The sequence below is a fragment of the Prescottella agglutinans genome (assembly GCF_004011865.1).
GTDB lineage: Bacteria > Actinomycetota > Actinomycetes > Mycobacteriales > Mycobacteriaceae > Prescottella > Prescottella agglutinans.
This window is the reverse complement of sequence record NZ_RKLP01000013.1, coordinates 168,336-184,775: the sequence shown is the minus strand read 5'-3', so window position 1 is coordinate 184,775 and position 16,440 is coordinate 168,336. Positions and strand designations below refer to the sequence as shown.

Annotated in this window: 12 protein-coding genes; 5 read left to right on the top strand and 7 right to left on the bottom strand. The window is 69.6% G+C overall.

Annotated elements, in window-relative coordinates:
- Positions 1–12: 12 nt before the first annotated feature.
- The 3 genes from EGT67_RS22820 to EGT67_RS22810 all read right to left on the bottom strand — a co-directional run bounded on the left by EGT67_RS22820 (position 13) and on the right by EGT67_RS22810 (position 4,447).
- On the bottom strand, positions 13–1,929 hold the full coding sequence (locus EGT67_RS22820; RefSeq protein WP_127918370.1) for an FAD-dependent monooxygenase: 1,917 nt from the start codon (positions 1,927–1,929) through the stop codon (positions 13–15).
- Positions 1,930–1,933: 4 nt separating this feature from the next.
- Positions 1,934–3,259: an MFS transporter gene (locus EGT67_RS22815; protein WP_127918369.1), complete on the bottom strand. Its 1,326-nt coding sequence runs from the start codon at positions 3,257–3,259 to the stop codon at positions 1,934–1,936.
- A gap of 261 nt (positions 3,260–3,520) precedes the next feature.
- Entirely contained in the window at positions 3,521–4,447 is a 927-nt protein-coding gene (locus EGT67_RS22810) for a LysR substrate-binding domain-containing protein (protein WP_127918368.1), read from the bottom strand.
- A gap of 112 nt (positions 4,448–4,559) precedes the next feature.
- On the opposite strand from EGT67_RS22810, the gene EGT67_RS22805 reads away from it, so the two are divergent.
- Entirely contained in the window at positions 4,560–6,509 is a 1,950-nt protein-coding gene (locus tag EGT67_RS22805; RefSeq protein WP_127918367.1) for an acyl-CoA dehydrogenase family protein, read from the top strand.
- 48 nt (positions 6,510–6,557) lie between these two features.
- On the opposite strand, the gene EGT67_RS22800 is transcribed toward EGT67_RS22805, so the two are convergent.
- Positions 6,558–7,508 (bottom strand): DUF808 domain-containing protein, encoded by a 951-nt coding sequence (locus EGT67_RS22800; protein ID WP_127918366.1) that lies wholly within the window; start codon positions 7,506–7,508, stop codon positions 6,558–6,560.
- A 206-nt stretch (positions 7,509–7,714) separates the two neighbouring features.
- Here EGT67_RS22800 and EGT67_RS22795 point away from each other — a divergent pair, with 206 nt between their 5' ends.
- Both EGT67_RS22795 and EGT67_RS22790 read left to right on the top strand, forming a co-directional pair.
- The gene (locus tag EGT67_RS22795; protein ID WP_206612471.1) at positions 7,715–9,262 is read left to right on the top strand and encodes a bifunctional 3'-5' exonuclease/DNA polymerase; all 1,548 of its coding nucleotides are present in this window, start codon (positions 7,715–7,717) and stop codon (positions 9,260–9,262) included.
- Between the two features lie 151 nt (positions 9,263–9,413).
- Positions 9,414–9,653: a hypothetical protein gene (locus tag EGT67_RS22790; RefSeq protein WP_127918364.1), complete on the top strand. Its 240-nt coding sequence runs from the start codon at positions 9,414–9,416 to the stop codon at positions 9,651–9,653.
- Positions 9,654–9,666: 13 nt separating this feature from the next.
- Here EGT67_RS22790 and EGT67_RS22785 read toward each other — a convergent pair whose 3' ends face one another.
- The 3 genes from EGT67_RS22785 to EGT67_RS22775 all read right to left on the bottom strand — a co-directional run bounded on the left by EGT67_RS22785 (position 9,667) and on the right by EGT67_RS22775 (position 13,147).
- Complete coding sequence (locus tag EGT67_RS22785; RefSeq protein WP_127918363.1) at positions 9,667–10,410, bottom strand: GAF and ANTAR domain-containing protein; 744 nt, start codon at positions 10,408–10,410, stop codon at positions 9,667–9,669.
- A gap of 85 nt (positions 10,411–10,495) precedes the next feature.
- On the bottom strand, positions 10,496–11,797 hold the full coding sequence (locus tag EGT67_RS22780; protein WP_127918415.1) for a hemolysin family protein: 1,302 nt from the start codon (positions 11,795–11,797) through the stop codon (positions 10,496–10,498).
- A gap of 123 nt (positions 11,798–11,920) precedes the next feature.
- Positions 11,921–13,147, bottom strand: coding sequence for an erythromycin esterase family protein (locus tag EGT67_RS22775; RefSeq protein ID WP_127918362.1), 1,227 nt, complete (start codon positions 13,145–13,147; stop codon positions 11,921–11,923).
- A gap of 113 nt (positions 13,148–13,260) precedes the next feature.
- Between EGT67_RS22775 and EGT67_RS22770 the strand changes: the two genes are divergently transcribed.
- Both EGT67_RS22770 and EGT67_RS22765 read left to right on the top strand, forming a co-directional pair.
- The gene (locus EGT67_RS22770) at positions 13,261–13,956 is read left to right on the top strand and encodes a MerR family transcriptional regulator (protein WP_127918361.1); all 696 of its coding nucleotides are present in this window, start codon (positions 13,261–13,263) and stop codon (positions 13,954–13,956) included.
- 101 nt (positions 13,957–14,057) lie between these two features.
- On the top strand, positions 14,058–16,286 hold the full coding sequence (locus tag EGT67_RS22765; RefSeq protein WP_127918360.1) for an MMPL family transporter: 2,229 nt from the start codon (positions 14,058–14,060) through the stop codon (positions 16,284–16,286).
- Positions 16,287–16,440 lie beyond the last annotated feature (154 nt).

Below are 16,440 nucleotides of genomic sequence, written 5' to 3'. Positions count from 1 at the left end.
GCGGAGATCTGCTCAGCCACCGATGGTGGCGTCCGCGTCCTGGTCGGCCGGAACGGTGAGCGACGGATCGGCGGCGGCCGCGATGGCCTCCTCGAACTCACGCTGTCCCACCTGCGAACCGAGCACGAGAGCGAGGCGGGCGAGGAACCCCTCGCGATCGTTCTCGCCGACCTGGTCGAGGGCGTCGGACAGGCCCATCCACACGTTCTCGCGGCGGAGTTCGGCCGGGTCGATCGCCGGTCCGCTGTCGACGGCGGCGCTGGCACCGGCCGGGGCGTCGCCCAGGCTCAGGTGGCGGGCGACGTCCTCGATGCGGCCGACACCGTCGATGCGGCACAGCAGCAGGCCGTCGGGGCGGATCACGAACACCTCGCCGTCGCGGGCGCCGAGGGCGGCCACGATCCCGCCGTCGGCGTCGGGAATCACGGAGACGCTGGCGTCGGACGTGTCCGAGCCGATCAGGATGGCGCGCACCGACTCCGGCGCGAGGGCGCCGGCGAGGGTCGCGGCCGCGCCGGCCAGCGCGGGGGCGTCGACGTTCACGCCGAGCACAGCGAAACCGGTGCCGCGCAACTTGTTGAGCGACGTCTCGGTGCCGTCGACGGTGACCACACGACGGTCGTCGACCGGGTCGCCTGCGGCGACGCCCGCGACGTCGGCCGGGGTGGGCCACGTGAGCGGCGAGATCCGCGCGTTGGTGGCGCTGGACTGACGCGGGTTGATGAGGTGGCTGAACTCGGGGCGGTTGACGGCCAGCGCGAGGATCGCGTCGCGCGTCGTCAGGTAGCCGTGGCTGCCGGGCGACATGATGAGCGTGCTCTTGCCGGCGTTCGCCACGTTCTGCCGCCACGCGTCGTGACGCTCCACCGAGTACGCCTGCAGCAGTTCGGTGCCGGCGTTGCCCTGGATCACCGCGGCCAGCTGCCACGCGAGGGTCTCGGCGTCCTCCATGCCCGAGTTGAGGCCTCGGACACCGAAGATCGGCACCAGGTGGGCGGCGTCGCCGGCGAACAGGAGGCGGCCGTGGGTGAAGTCCTCGAGCGCGAGGGCGCGGGCGCTGTAGAAGCCGTGCCACTCGAGCGTCCAGGGCAGATCGTTCTGCAGCCACTCCAGGTGCCGCGTGATGCGGTCCCGGATGCGGTCCTCCTGGGTCTCGATCTCGGCGTCCTCGGACGGATCCAGCTGGTAGTCGATACGCCAGATGTTCTTGGGCTGCTTGTGCATGATGATCGTCGAGCCGGGGTTGCTCGGCGGATCGAACCAGACCATGCGCTCGGCGGGCAGCTCCGACTCCCAGTGGATGTCGGCGATGACGTAGCGGCCGTCGTAGTTGTTGCCCTGCAGCCGAAGTCCGGCCAGCTCGCGCATGCGGCTGCGGCCACCGTCGGCAGCCACGACCCAGCGGGCGCGCAGGTGGCGCTTGCCGTCGGCCGTGTCGATCTCGAGGGTGACCTCGTCGTCGGCGCGCAGCACGCCGGCGATGCTCGCCGACCAGTGCAGCGTGATGAGCGGATGCGCCTCGATCGTGTCGACCATGATCTGCTCGAACTCCGACTGGGAGACGTTGATCATGGGCGGGCGCACGTCGTGGTCGGCGTTGCGCATCTGGAAGTGCAGCACCTGCTGGTCACGGTAGAAGCTGCGGCCGCCGACCCACGGCAGGACGACCTTCTCGAGCTCGACGCCGAAGCCGAGGCGCGCGGCGGCCTCGAGGCTGTGGCGGGAGATGCAGATGGCGCGGCTGCCGAACGACACCTGGTCGGCGGCCTCGAGGATCGTGACGGGGATGCCGCGCTGTGCGAGGCCGAGCGCGACGGCCATGCCGACGGGGCCGGCGCCGACGATGACGACGGGCAGCGTCTCGTCGGTGGCCGCCATCGAATCGAAGGTCGAGGCCGGGTACTTCTTGGGCTGGTAGTAGGTCGACACTGACTTACTCCGCTTCCTGCTCGATCGGACGGGAGGACTTGGTACCGGGAACCTTCAGCACGAGAATGCTGGCGAGGCTGATCAGCGCGATCAGCACGAAGTAGCCGGTGATCGCGAGCGACGTGTCGAAGCTCGCGTACAGCGCGGTGGCGATGATCGGGGCGAGGCCGCCACCGAGGATGGCGCCGATCTGGTAGCCGAGGGAGGCACCCGAGTAGCGGATCGCCGGCGGGAACAGCTCCGCGAACAGCGCGGACTGTGGGCCGGCGCAGCAGCCGAGGACGAAGCCCATCGCGATCATCGTGACGGCCATGAGCGGCAGCACCGCGGTGTCCATGAGCGGGAAGAACGCGGCGGCCACGACGACGAGCGCGATCGAACTGCGGACGTAGACGGTGCGGCGGCCCAGGGTGTCGGACTTCCACGCGCTGTACGCCATGCCGCCCATCCAGAACGGGCACGAGCCGATCAGCAGGAACAGCATCGTGGTCTTGCTGAAGCCCAGTTCGGTCTCGCCGTACTTGAGGACGTAGACCATGTAGGCGTACGCAATGCCGTTGGTGGCGATGAACGTGCCGCCCGCCAGCAGAACCGTCTTCCAGTGCTTGGTGAGGACCTCGACGATCGGCAGCTTGTCCGGCTGCGCCTGGTCCCTGGTCTCCTGGAACTCGTTGCTCTCCTCGAGACCGAGACGGATCCACATCGCGACCAGGACCAGGACGGCGCTGAGCAGGAACGGGATGCGCCAGCCCCACGCCTTGAACGTCTCGTCGCTCATGAAGGCGGTCAGCGGCAGGTAGACGAGGTTCGCGACGAGGACACCGGCCGGGACGCCGATCTGCGGGGCCGCGCCGTAGAGGCCCTTGCGGCCCGCGGGGGCGTTCTCGGTGGCGACGAGCACCGCGCCGCCCCACTCGCCGCCCACGCCGAGGCCCTGGATGAAGCGCAGCGTCACCAGCAGGATCGGGGCGAACACGCCGATCGCGTCGTAGTTCGGCAGCACGCCGATGCCGACGGTCGCGAAGCCCATGAGCAGCAGCGAGATGACGAGCATCGACTTGCGGCCGACGCGGTCACCGAAGTGACCCATGACGACGCCACCGATGGGGCGCGCGACGAAGCCGACGGCCAGGGTCGCGAACGAGGCCAGGGTGCCGGCCAGGTCCGAGGAGTTCGGGAAGAACTGGTGACCGAGCACCAGCGCGGCAGCCGTGCCGTAGATGAAGAAGTCGTACCACTCGATCGCGGTGCCGACGAAGCTGCCGAGCGCGGCCTTGCGGGCCCTGCGGTGCAACTCCTGCGGCGGAGCCGCAGCCATGGTTGCCGTCATGGTTCGGGTGCCTTTCAACTCTGGAAGCGCGCCGGGAAGAACCCACCTGCGCGCGTGCCGACAAAGCGGCCTGCAGGACATCTTGACCTGGATCACATCGCGTGAAAAGCGCAAGAAAACGGGGTGCTTGCACAGGAATCCTGGGGATGGCAACACCCGGTGCGGTATCGGCCGGAGAGGCGGACCGCCACAGCGAATCCTGCCCCGACGGGTCTCCGATGTCGCGCGGAAGCTCGTCACATGTGACGACCCCGACACCGGTCAGAACGGGCTGCCGTCGCCGTCCGCCGCGAACTCCACGAACGCCCGCGCCGCCCGGCTGAGGAGCGCATCCTGCGACCACACCAGCAGGATGTCGACCTCCGGCACCGGAGGCTCCACCTCAGGCCGGACGACGACGTCGAGCCCCTCGTAGGTGACGTCGAGCTGGGGGCGCTGGATCAGCAGGGTCCAGCCGAAACCGCGGCCCACCAGTGCGCGGGCGGTCTCGAAATTCTTCGGGCGGAATCTGATCTGCGGCGTGAACCCGGCCCGGCTGCACATCTGCAGCGCGTGGAACGAACTCGGTGGCGCGTCGAGCAGCACCATCGGCTCGTCGGCGAGTTCGGCCAGTTCGACGACGGGGGCGCCGGCCAGCCGGTGATCGGCGGGCAGCAGGATCGCCGGCTGGCGGGTATCCATGCGGGTTCGCCGCAGCTCGGGCGACAGGTCGAGGTCGTAGACGATGGCGAGGTCCAGTTCGCCCGTCATCAGGCGCTGCTCGAGCCGGTCCTGGGTGTCCTCGACGAAGTCGACCGTCACCTGTGGATGCAGCTGGTTGAACTCGTAGAGCAGCCGGGGCAGCAGGGTCGGGCCGAGCGAGGAGTAGCAACCGATCGCGAGTGGGCCGGTGAGGACGCCCGCGGTGCCCGACGCCTCCGCCGCGAGGTCCCCGGCCTGCTCGAGCAGGGCCTTCGCCCGCGTCAGCACCCGCTCGCCGGTCGGCGTCAGCTGGACGCCGTGGGCGCGGCGGCGCACGCACAGCTGCGACTTCAGTCCGCGTTCGAGTTCGGTGATCGCGAGCGACACCGCGGACTGGGAGACGTGGAGCCGGTCGGCCGCGGCGCGGATGGTGCCGGTCTCGGCCACCGCGACGAAAACGAACAATTGGCGCATCGTGTACGCCGGGGGCCTTGCCGAGCTGACCATCGTTACCTCCGCATCGATTCTGGCACGGGTTTCGCAAACCCGAATCGAGGGGAATACTCGCCAGTAGCTTTGCGGATAGGTTCTTCGATCGCGCTCTTCGAGGAGGCGGATCATGGTTGCACCCACCGAGGTGACGGAAGAACAGGCGAGAGCGGTCGCCGAGGAAGCGCGCGAGGGTGGCTGGGACAAGCCCTCGTTCGCCAAGGAGTTGTTTCTCGGCCGGTTCCGGCTCGACCTGGTACACCCCTTTCCCCGGCCCACGGCCGCCGAGGAGGCACGGACCGAGGCGTTCATCGCCGAACTGGAGGAGTACTGCCGCGGCCTCGACGGGTCGGTGATCGAGCGGGACGCCCGCATCCCCGACGAGTACGTCGCCGGTCTGGCCGAACGAGGCTGCTTCGGGTTCAAGGTGCCCACCGAGTACGGCGGACTCGGCCTGTCGCAGGTCGCCTACAACCGCGCGCTGATGGTGGTGTCGTCGGTGCACCCGAGCATCGCGGCACTGTTGTCGGCGCACCAGTCGATCGGCGTGCCGGAGCCGCTGAAGCTGGCCGGCACCGACGAACAGAAGCGAAAGTTCCTGCCGCGCTGCGCGAGAGGCGCTGTTTCGGCGTTCCTGCTGACCGAACCCGACGTGGGCTCGGACCCGGCGCGGATGGCCTGTACCGCGACCCCGACCGAGGACGGTTCGGCCTACCTGCTCGACGGCGTCAAGCTGTGGACCACCAACGGCGTCGTCGCCGAACTACTGGTGGTGATGGCGCGGGTGCCACGCGAAGGGGACCACCGCGGCGGAATCAGCGCGTTCGTGGTCGAGGCGGACTCGCCCGGCATCACCGTCGAACGCCGCAACGCCTTCATGGGTCTGCGGGGAATCGAGAACGGCGTCACCCGACTGCACCGGGTGCGTGTCCCCGCCGAGAACCTCATCGGGCGCGAGGGCGACGGCCTGAAAATCGCGTTGACCACGCTGAACACCGGCAGGCTGGCGCTGCCCGCGATGTGTACCGCGGCCGGCAAGTGGTCCCTCAAGATCGCCCGCGAGTGGTCCGCCGAGCGGGTGCAGTGGGGCAAGCCGATCGGCGGTCACGGCGCCGTGGAGGCGAAGATCTCGTTCATCGCGGCCACCACGTTCGCGCTGGAAGCCGTGCTGGATCTGTCCGGCCAGATGGCCGACGAGGGCCGCAACGACATCCGCATCGAGGCCGCGCTCGCCAAGTTGTGGGCCAGCGAGATGGCCTGCCGGATCGCCGACGAACTCATCCAGATCCGCGGCGGGCGCGGCTACGAGACGGCCGAGTCGCTGGCCGCCCGCGGTGAACGCGCGGTGCCGGCCGAACAACTGGTGCGGGACCTGCGTATCAACCGGATCTTCGAGGGGTCGAGCGAGATCATGCGACTGCTCATCGCCCGCGAAGCCGTCGACGCGCACCTGACCGCCGCCGGCGACCTGGCCGACCCCAAGGCGGACATGCAGCACAAGGCCAAGGCCGCGCTCGGGGCCAGCGGATTCTACGCCAAGTGGCTGCCGCACCTGGTCTCCGGGAAGGGGCAACTGCCCAACTCCTACGGTGAATTCAATTCGCTGGCAACACATCTGCGGTTCGTCGAGCGCAATGCGCGCAAGCTGGCACGGTCCACGTTCTACGGCATGGCACGCTGGCAGGCCGGCATGGAGAAGCACCAGTCCTTCCTCGGCCGCATCGTCGACATCGGCGCCGAACTGTTCGCCATGTCGGCGGCCTGCGTGCGCGCCGAGATGGAACGCACCGAGGATCCGGCCAGGGGCGCGGCCGCCACCGATCTGGCCGACGCCTTCTGTCAGCAGTCCCGGCTGCGCATCGACCGACTGTTCGCCGCGCTGTGGGAGAACACCGACGAGACCGACCATCGCATCGCCGGCAGCGTGCTCGGCGGCGACTACACCTGGCTCGAGTCCGGCGTCCTCGACCAGTCCGAGGGCACGGGACCGTGGATCGCCGCCTGGGCTCCCGGCCCGTCCACCGCGGAGAACGTCGCGCGCCGGTTCCCCACCACGACCGTGGAGGAAGCTACGACCTAGCGAGCGCTCATCCAGCGCAGCCCCGACATCCAGGTGATTCTCGGGCCGTCAGTGCGCTGCGCTCTTCTTCCGCGTCGGAATCAGGTGCGCGATCAGCACGGCGATCGCGCCGACGATGAGTCCGACGACGGCGGACGCCACGGTGCCCGCGGTCCACGACAGGACGCCACCGAAGCCGCCGTGCACGAGTTCACCGGACCAGTGTTCGAGGTCGTGCAGACGATCCGCCGGCCAGTGGAATCCGGCTTCGCCGACGTTGACGAGGAGGATGTGGCCGCCGACCCACAGCATGGCGGCGATGCCGACGACCGTGAGCACCGCCATCACCTTCGGCATGGCAGCCACGAGGCCGCGGCCGATCCGCTGGCTGGCCGTCGACTTGCGCTGGGCGAGCGCGAGGCCCACGTCGTCCATCTTCACGATGAGGGCGACGACGCCGTACACGAGGATGGTGATGAGGATCGCGACGACGATGAGGACCATCAGTCGGGTGAAGAACGGTTCGTCCTCGACCGACGACAGGGAGATCACCATGATCTCGGCGGACAGGATCAGGTCGGTGCGGATCGCACTGCTGACCATGGCCTTCTCGCGCTCGGGCGCGTCCTGATCGGCCGTCGTGTCCTCGTCCTCCTGGTGACCGCCGGTGAGCGCCTCGTAGACCTTCTCGGCGCCCTCGTAGCAAAGGAACAGACCGCCGGCGATCAGCAGATAGGGCAGCGCCTGCGGCAGGAACTGGCTGAGGATCATCGCCACCGGCAGGATGATCAGGAGCTTGTTACGGATCGACCCGATCGCGATCTTGCGGATGATCGGCAGCTCCCGCTTCGGCGAGAAGCCGTGCACGTAGCGGGGCGTGACGGCGGTGTCGTCCACGACCACCCCAGCCGCCTTGATGCTTGCCTTGCCGGCCGCAGCGCCGACGTCGTCGATGGATGCCGCGGCCGCTTTCGCGATCGCTGCGACGTCGTCCAAGAGGGCGACAAGACCACCAGCCACGGAACCTCCACTTTCGGATGTGCTGAGCCGGTCGAACGACGTGAGGTCGCGGCCCGGCACGAAACGGTACCAACCCGTAGTCCCGCCCCGTAGTCCCGCGCGCGGGAGGGAGCGATTTGAGGAACCGACACAGCCGGTCGGTCCGGCCGAGGCCGGCCCGTCGGTCCGACACCGTCGTGTCGGTACCGAAGCGCACACTGGTCGGCGTGAGAACGGTGCTGGTACCCGACGGCGGCGGTGCCACGCTGATCCGGACCGACGAGTCGGGAGATCCCGCGGGCGTGCCGCAGCGCACGGAAGATGTCGCCGCGACGGTCCGGGAGATCGAGGAGGCCGAGCATCCCCGCTGGGTGTTCGAGGACACCGCCCGGGCGTATCCGCTGCTGTTGGCCGCCGGGGTCCGGGTGCAGCGAAGCCACGACCTGACGCTCACCGGGGCGCTGCTGGACACGCGCGCCGGACGGTTCGTTCCGGTGGCCGAGGCGCCCGTCGACGATCGGATCGGATTGTTCGACGCGGTCCCGTGGACGGCACCCGACGTGGTGCTCGAGCGGCACCGCGCCCAGGTCGCGGCGATCGGGAGTGATCGACGACTGCGCCTGTTGGTGGCCGCCGAGTCCGCGGGTGGGCTCGCGGCCGCCGAGATGAGCCACGACGGCCTGCCGTTCTCCACCGAGGCACACCTGGCACTGCTCGCCGATGCATTGGGCCCGCGCACCCCCGACCACACGCCGCCCGCGCGCCTGCGCGAGGTAGCCGACGAGGTCTCGGCCGCGTTCGGGCGCCCGGTCAACCCGGCGTCGCAGCCCGAGGTGGTGGCGGCGTTCGCGCGGGAGGGCATCGAACTGGGCTCCACCCGCAAGTACCTGCTGCGCGAGATCGAGCACCCCGCCGTCGAACCGCTGCTGCGCTACCGCGATCTGGCGAAGCTGCACAGCACCAACGGCTGGACGTGGCTCGACGCGTGGGTGCGCGGCAATCGGTTCCGCCCGGTGTACGTGCCCGGTGGGGTGGTGTCGGGCCGCTGGGCCAGCCGCGGCGGTGGCGCACTGCAGATCCCGAAAGCGTTGCGCACGAGCGTGATCGCCGAACGCGGGCACACGTTCGTGATCGCCGACGCCGGCCAGCTCGAGCCTCGCATCCTCGCCGCGATGTCCGCCGACGCTCGCATGATGGCCGCCGCGGGGGCCGACGACCTGTACGCCCTCGTCGCCGCGGAGGCGTTCGGCGGCGATCGCGCCAAGGCCAAGATCGCGATCCTCGGCGTCCTGTACGGCGCCACCGCAGGCGAGGCCCGCGCCCTTCTGACCATGCTGCGCAGGCGTTTTCCGGTGGCGGTGCAACTCGTCGAGGACGCCGCCCGGGCCGGCGAGCGGGGCGAGGTGGTGCACTCGCTGCTGGGCCGGGCCTGCCCGCCGCCGTCGGATTCGTGGTGGTCGAACGGGGACGCGCACGCCCGCGGGCGCTTCACCCGCAACTTCGTCGTGCAGGCCACCGCCTCGGAGTGGGCCCTGTGCCTGCTCGCAGATCTGCGCCGTCGGCTGGCCGATTCGCCCGACGACGGCGAACTGGTGTTCTTCCAGCACGACGAGGTGGTGGTCCACACCCGTCGCCCCGACGCCGCGGCGGTGCACGTCCTCGCGGCCGCCGGTGCCGCGACCCGACTCCTGTTCGGCGATACGCCCGTACGGTTTCCGATGGATGTGGAGATCCGTGACTGCTACGCCGAACCGGCCCCTTCGAACGCCCGGTAACGATTCGACACCTGGGCATTGCACACCCTGTCGTCGGACCGTTACCTTGGAACGCAAGGTTGGGCAGTCAGCCGGCGTCGGGGGAACACGAACCGTCGCACTGGCCGCCGCCATGTGTTCCCCTCCGTGCAGTTTCACCGTGAGGGCACCCGTGACTCTTCTTTCTCCTCCTCGTCATCATCTCGAACCCGTCGGCAGCCTCCGTGCCGCCGATGGTGACGATCTGTCCGTTACAGAGGGCCGCGAACGGTGCTGCACAGTCCGCGTCGCAGCGCTGTCTGCCGGTTCCGTCACCGCGACGACGCTGGTGTTCGGCGGCTCGGTCCTGCTCGTCGCAACCGCCGCAGCGCTGATCCTGTTCAGCGTCGTGGTCGCCAAGCTTCTCATCTGAGGTGTCGGCGCCGCTACGACCGATCGATCTTGGAGAGGAGTTGTTGCGCGACGTCACGAAGCTTGGTGTTGCGCTGCTGGGAGGTCTTGACGATGAGATCGAACGCGGCCTGCGGGCCGACGCCGTGCAGCGCCATGACCGCACCGATCGCGTGGTCGATCGATGCCCGCGAATTCAGCGCGGCCTCCAATTGCTGCACCGACCGTCGGGCCCCGTCGTAGCGCTGCGCTTGATGGAGAGCGACCATCGCGGCTGTCGTGAATGCCTCGAGGAGCGACTCGTCCAACATCCGGAAGCCGTCGTCGTCGGCGCTGTACAGATTGAACGAGCCGCTGACGCGGTCGTCGAACGTCAACGGCGACGCGATGAAGCTGCCGACCCCGTGACCCTCGGCCGCTTCGGCGAGTTCGGGCCAACGGCGGCGAACCTCGTCCCTGCTGACGTTCTGGGAGGCTTGCTCGCGCGCGGAACGCAGGCACGGTCCGTCGTCGAGATCGTATTGTGTGCTGTCGATTTCGCGAACCCGGGCATCCGTGGCCGCCACCGTCTCCGCTTCGCCGTCACGAAGAATCGTGACACCACCCATGTCGGCGTCCGGAACTATTCGGACGGCACTCTCGACGAGACTCTGCAGGACCCGTTCCAACTCGCCGACGTCGTCGAGCAGGCCCGACAGTTCCTGCAGGGAGGACGTGAGCTCGTCGACGCTGTCCTTCAGCTCCGACTGCTCGTCCGAAACCGCTCTCTCGTCATCCATCGAATCCCCCGGCCTCGCCGTCTCGATGCCTCGAACCCGCCCGTCGATTCTATGCCTCGCGGCCCGCGCCCCGATCGCGTTCGGGTCATCGAGGCCGGTCCTCGACCGCGGGACCCCGCCCCGAGAGCCGCAACGCCGCGATCCGGCGACCGTCCAGCTCGCTGACCGTCAACCGGTACCCGTCGACGTCGACACGGTCTCCGAGCCGGGGAAGCCGCTGCAGGCGGTGCAGTACGTAACCCGCGACGGTCTCGTACGGCCCCACGGGAACCGTTGCGCCGGCTTCCTTCTCGAAGTCCTCGACCAACAGCAACCCGTCGATCTCCCGACCCGCGTCCCCGGCGTCGACGGACTCGGACGGCAGCGGGTCGAACTCGTCACGGATCTCTCCGACGACTTCCTCGACGATGTCCTCGAGGGTCGCGATGCCGGCCGTGCCCCCGTACTCGTCGACGACGAGGAGGATCTGTTCGTTGCCGCGTCGCATCAACGACAGAGCCGCCAACGCGGGCTTGGATCCGGGCAACCGCAGGATCGGTCGGCACAGCTGACCGACGGCGGGCGTCCGTTCCGGATCGGCGAGCAGGAGATCCCGAACGTGGACGAACCCCACGATGTCGTCGAGCGAGGTGCCCACGACCGGGTACCGGCTGTGGCCCAGCGCCAGGGCCTCACCGCGCGCCTTGCGAACCGGGATGTCCGCGGCCAGGAAATCCACCTCGGTCCGCGGCCGCATCACCTCGGTCAGGGTCCGCTGCCCCACGTCGAACACCTCGGAGAGCACGCGCCGCTCCTCGTCCGCGATGCCGCCGTGCCCCAGGACCAGTTCGCGTAACTCCCCGGGCGTGATCTCCTCGCTCTTGCGGGACGGATCCCCGCCGAGAATGCGGACGAGCCCGTCGGTCGAGACCGACAGGAACCAGATCACCGGACGGACGAGGGTCGCGAAGCGGTCCAGTGGCGGCGCCGTGGTCAACGCGACACCGGTGGCGTTCTGCAACGCAATGCGTTTCGGAACGAGCTCCCCGAGCACCAACGACAGGTACGAGATCACCAGGGTCGTGCAGATGAGCGCCACGGCATCCGCAGCGCCCGCCGACAGACCCCAATCCTGCAGCGTCGGAGCGAAACTCGGGGCGAGGGTCGACGCACCGTACGCGGCGGAGAAGAAGCCGGCCACGGTGACCCCGATCTGGACCGAGGAGAGGAAGCGGTTGGGATTCCGGGCCAGGCCGGCGGCGCGCGCTCCCCGCCGGCTGCGCTGTTCGAGCGCCCGGATCTGACCTTCCCGCAGCGACACGAGCGCGATCTCGGTCGCGGCGAACACACCACCGATCAGGATGAACACCACGACGAGAACGGCGCTGAGCAGCGTGCCGCCGTTCACGGCCGACACCGCCGATCGGTTGGTCGGTGGCGGTCCATCGTCCTTTCACCTCACCGGGGACGCGGGCGCGCCCACACTTCGAGACTATCCCCGACCCGCAGGATCACCCGCCCTCGGGTGCGGCTACCAATACCGATGCTGTCTTCCGTCGGTGTCGGTGATGAAGACGACCGCGTCGGCGCCGTCCAACTCTGCCGGGTTCAGCGGGATGTGCCCGCGCACGATCGGTTCGCCGGTGCCGATCGACGGGGGAAGCGCGCCGCGCAGGGCAGGCACGGGGAACAGGGCGCGGCGGCCGGTCGCCCCGGCGAGCTCACCCTGCAGGGTGCCCGGACCCTGGTGGAGGCTCGCGTCCGTTGCCAGGAACATGTAACGGTCACCGAGGGTGTGCCCGACGAGCGCGCCTGCGCTGCACCAGTTCACGTCGCCGTCGTCGACCGACAGGTGGGACCGTGCACGCTGCAGGTGCACGTTGTGAGCGAACACCAGGGTCGGCCCGCGTCCCTGCTCCTCCGCCACGACGGCGAGCAGGTTCTGGGCCATCATCTCGGCGCGCAGGCTGAGCAGGGTGGCGATGCGGTCGGGCCCGGGACTCGCCATGGCCGCGTGATAGCGCAGCAGGCCCTGGGCGGTGCGCGCGTGCGCGACGGCGTGGTCGTAGCCGGCCGGGTCGGCGGCGCGCAGGCCGGGTGCCGCGCGCCGCAGCGCGCTGGCGAGGTCGTCGGCGACGATGCGCAGGGCGCGAGCCCGCTCGGAGTCGCCGATGGACGCTGCCGGGTCGAACATGGCCGCCTGGTTCGTCCAGGCCCGGTCCTCGCAGTCGTCGCCGAGCAGCGCGTCGAGGCCGCGGGCCGACGCGGGCCGCAGTGCCTCGGGCAGGAAGGCGGCGACCGAGCACAGGGCGCGGCGAGGGCTCGGCGCACCGGCGAACTCCAACGGTGCGTCGAAGCCGTGGAAGCGGACCCGGTCCTGCGGTGCGCGGCCGGCGTTGAGGGCGCGCAGCCACTCGACGAGTTCCCGGTTGCCCGGTACGGCCCCGAACCCGTGGCTGAACCCGGCCGCGAGCACCTCGTCGATCTCCGCGTCGGCACCGTTCACGTAGGCGTCGACCACGGACGCCGCGAAGGCATCGGTCTCCAGCGCGATCGACCGGTATCCCCGCCCGACCAGGTGGGCGAGAAGGTCGTTGCGCAGCAACGGGAACGCCTCGATCCCGTGCGTCGGCTCGCCGAGGGCGAGCAGGGCGGGCGGCTCGGCCCGGTCGGCGAGCAGGTCGTCGACGGCACGGCCCAGGCTTGCCGGGTCGTCGAGTTGACGGCCGAGGGCACCCAGCGATGTGGCGGTGGACATGAAACACCCCTTCCGGAAGGAACTACCCTCGACGCTATCGTTGAAGATTGGAGTGAAACTTTTCGAAGCTTTACCTGGCATTCGGAGATCGAAGCCTCAATCGGAGGTACAAGCTGCGCCCCATCGACCTCGCCCGGGAACACGGACTGTCCGCCCAGGCGATCCGCAACTACGACGACGCCGGGATCCTCCCGCCGACCGAACGCAGCGAGACCGGCTACCGGAGGTATACGCCCCTGCACGCGCAGGCCCTGCGCGCCTTCCTCGCGTTGCGCGGCGGCCACGGGCACCAGCAGGCGACGGAGATCATGCGTGCGACGCATCGGGGCGACACCGAGTCCGCCTACCGGCTCATCGACGCCGCGCACGTCGCCCTGCTCACCGAACGTAATACCCGCACCGAGGTCGCCACCGCCCTCGACGTCCTGTCCACCGCCGCTGCCGCGCCGGTCCACGGTCCGCCGCTGACCGTGGGCGAACTCGCGCGCCGGCTCGGCGTGCACCCGGCGACGCTGCGCACCTGGGAGACCGAGGGCATTCTGCGCCCCGAACGCGACCGGGCCACGGGCTACCGCGAATACGGACCGGACTGCGTGCGCGACGCCGAGATCGCACGACAACTCCGCCGCGGCGGGTACCGGCTGCGCCAGGTCGCGCAGTTCCTCGAGTCGCTGCGCGAGGCCGGCGGGGCGGACGCGTTGGGCGCCTTCCTCGACTCCTGGCAAACCCGGCTGACCGTGCGCAGCCGCAACCTGCTCGCCGGCGCGGCCCGACTCGACGCCTATCTGGCCCTGCTCGAGCGGACGTAGCAAGCGGGCCGTGGCGGCCCTGATCGCCTTACCTGTGCCGCGCTCCCGTGCTGTACTGGTCTGCATTGGTTGCGGACCACGACTGCGTCAGAGGAGCACCAATGACACGAGTGGAGTCCACCGGCGGGACGCCGCCGGGCACCACCACCCACGCCCGCCGCGGCTGGCCGGTGTTCACCGTCGTCGCGCTGGCGGTCGTCGCGTTCCTCCTCGGCGGACTCGGAGGGTCGTTCCAGAGCAAGCTCACCGACGTCCAGAAGAACGACAACGCGTCCTACCTGTCGTCGTCGGCGGAATCGACGATCGTCGCGAACGAGACCGCGAAGTTCGTGAAGGTGGAGACCATTCCGGGTGCGGTCGTGTTCCACCGCGACAGCGGCCTGACGGACGAGGACAAGTCGGCGATCGACCGCGCCCGCGTCTCGATGGCCTCGGCCGAGGGCGTCGACGCGGACGGCGTCACCCCCACCCAGTACTCGGCCGACGGCACCACCGCCTCGGTGTTCGTGCCGTTGATCGCCAAGGAGAACGGCACCACCGTCGTCGGCCCCGACCTCGCCGCCGCCGAACAGGACGTCCTCGACGCCGCGACCAAAGCGGTGAGTCCCGATCTCGAGGTGCTGCCCGCCGGTCCGGGTGGCCTGCTGGTCGCGTTCATCGACGCGTTCGAGGGACTCGACTCCACGCTGCTCGCGGTCGCGCTGCTCGTGGTGATCCTGATCCTGCTGGTGGTGTACCGCTCGCCGGTGCTGTGGTTCTTCCCGCTGTTCTCGGCGCTGCTGGCGCTGGGGCTGTCGTCGATGATCATCTACCTGCTCGCCGACCACGAGATCCTCACGCTCACCGGTCAGAGTCAGGGCATCCTGTTCGTCCTCGTGATCGGCGCGGGCACCGACTACGCGCTGCTGTTGATCTCCCGCTACCGCGAGGAACTGCACTTCCACGACAACCGCTTCGACGCGATGATCAAGGCCTGGAAGGAATCCGCGCCCGCCATCACCGCGTCGGCGGTGACCGTCATCCTCGGGTTGCTGTGCCTGGGCTTCTCGGAACTGAACTCGAACAAGAGCCTCGGCCCGGTGGCCGCGATCGGGATCGCGTGCACCTACCTGGTGATGATGACGTTCCTGCCCGTCGCGCTGTCGGCGGTCGGCCGGTGGGTGTTCTGGCCCCGCAGGCCGCAGGTCGACGGCGCGACAGACATTGCTACACACGGACTGTGGGGGCGGATCGCCGACGTCGTGGGCCGCCGGGACCGTCCCGCGTGGATCGGTGCCACCGCCCTGCTGGTGGTGCTGTTCGCGGTCGGCATCGGCAGCTTGCAGACGGACGGGCTGACCGCGACCGAGAACTTCACCAACGAGCCCGCCGCGATCCGCGGCCAGGAACTGTACGACGCCAACTTCGACCAGGGCGCCGGGGCGCCGGCCGTCATCACCGCGAAGGCGTCGAGCGCCGACGCCGTGATCGCGGCGGCCGGCGGCGTCGAGGGGGTGCGCCAGGGACCGGGTTCGGTGTGCGTGCAGGTCGACATCGAGAAGGTCAAGGCGTTGCTGCAGAACTCCGGCGGTGCCACCCCGCAGCAGTTGCCGCCCGGCTGCGCGCCGGCGCTGCTGAACGTCGCGCCGATCGACGGACGGACGGTGATCAATGCGGCACTTGCCGATTCGTACGACTCGCCCGAGGCGCTGCAGACCGTGGAACGCCTGCGGGACACCCTGCACGCGCTGCCCGGCGCGGACGCGCTCGTCGGGGGCAGCTCCGCCGCGACCCTCGACCTGCAGACCGCGTCCGTGCACGACCGGAACCTGATCATCCCGATCGTCCTCGTGGTGATCTTCGTGGTGCTCGCGGTGCTGCTGCGGGCGCTGCTGACGCCGCTGATCCTGATCGGGACGGTCGTGTTGAGTTTCGCCGCGACGCTGGGCGTGTGCGGGTTCTTCTTCACGCACGTCTTCCACTTCGCGGGCGCGGATCAGGCGTTCCCGTTGTTCGCGTTCGTGTTCCTCGTCGCGCTCGGGATCGACTACAACATCTTCCTCATGACCCGGGTGCGGGAGGAGGCGCTGACGCACGGCACCCGCACCGGGGTGCTCCGCGGGCTCGCCGTCACCGGAGGGGTGATCACGTCCGCCGGCATCGTGCTGGCCGGCACGTTCGCGGTGCTGGGCGTGCTGCCGCTGGTGTTCCTCGCCGAGGTGGGCTTCGCGGTCGCGTTCGGCGTCCTGCTCGACACGATCATCGTCCGCAGCGTGCTCGTGCCGGCGCTCTCGCACGACATCGGCAAGCCGATCTGGTGGCCGTCGAAGCTGTCGAAGGCGCGGGACTGAGCGAGCGATTCCGGGGTCGCACATCGGTTGACGGATCGGCCGGGAAGTGGTCGGCTGGTAAGTGATGGATGGCGCTCGGTACGCGCCGCGCCGGAGTGCGGTGAAGGGACGAAGACACCGCACCAGGAGGGTTGCGCGTCGCACCCCCGGGCGG

Bases quoted from the DNA above. Each gene is read 5' to 3' on its own strand.
- EGT67_RS22805 (WP_127918367.1), top strand. From the start codon at position 4,560: ATGGTTGCACCCACCGAGGTGACGGAAGAACAGGCGAGAGCGGTCGCC.
- EGT67_RS22815 (WP_127918369.1), bottom strand. From the start codon at position 3,259: ATGACGGCAACCATGGCTGCGGCTCCGCCGCAGGAGTTGCACCGCAGG.
- EGT67_RS22785 (WP_127918363.1), bottom strand. From the start codon at position 10,410: ATGGATGACGAGAGAGCGGTTTCGGACGAGCAGTCGGAGCTGAAGGAC.
- EGT67_RS22775 (WP_127918362.1), bottom strand. From the start codon at position 13,147: ATGTCCACCGCCACATCGCTGGGTGCCCTCGGCCGTCAACTCGACGAC.
- EGT67_RS22810 (WP_127918368.1), bottom strand. From the start codon at position 4,447: ATGGTCAGCTCGGCAAGGCCCCCGGCGTACACGATGCGCCAATTGTTC.
- EGT67_RS22765 (WP_127918360.1), top strand. From the start codon at position 14,058: ATGACACGAGTGGAGTCCACCGGCGGGACGCCGCCGGGCACCACCACC.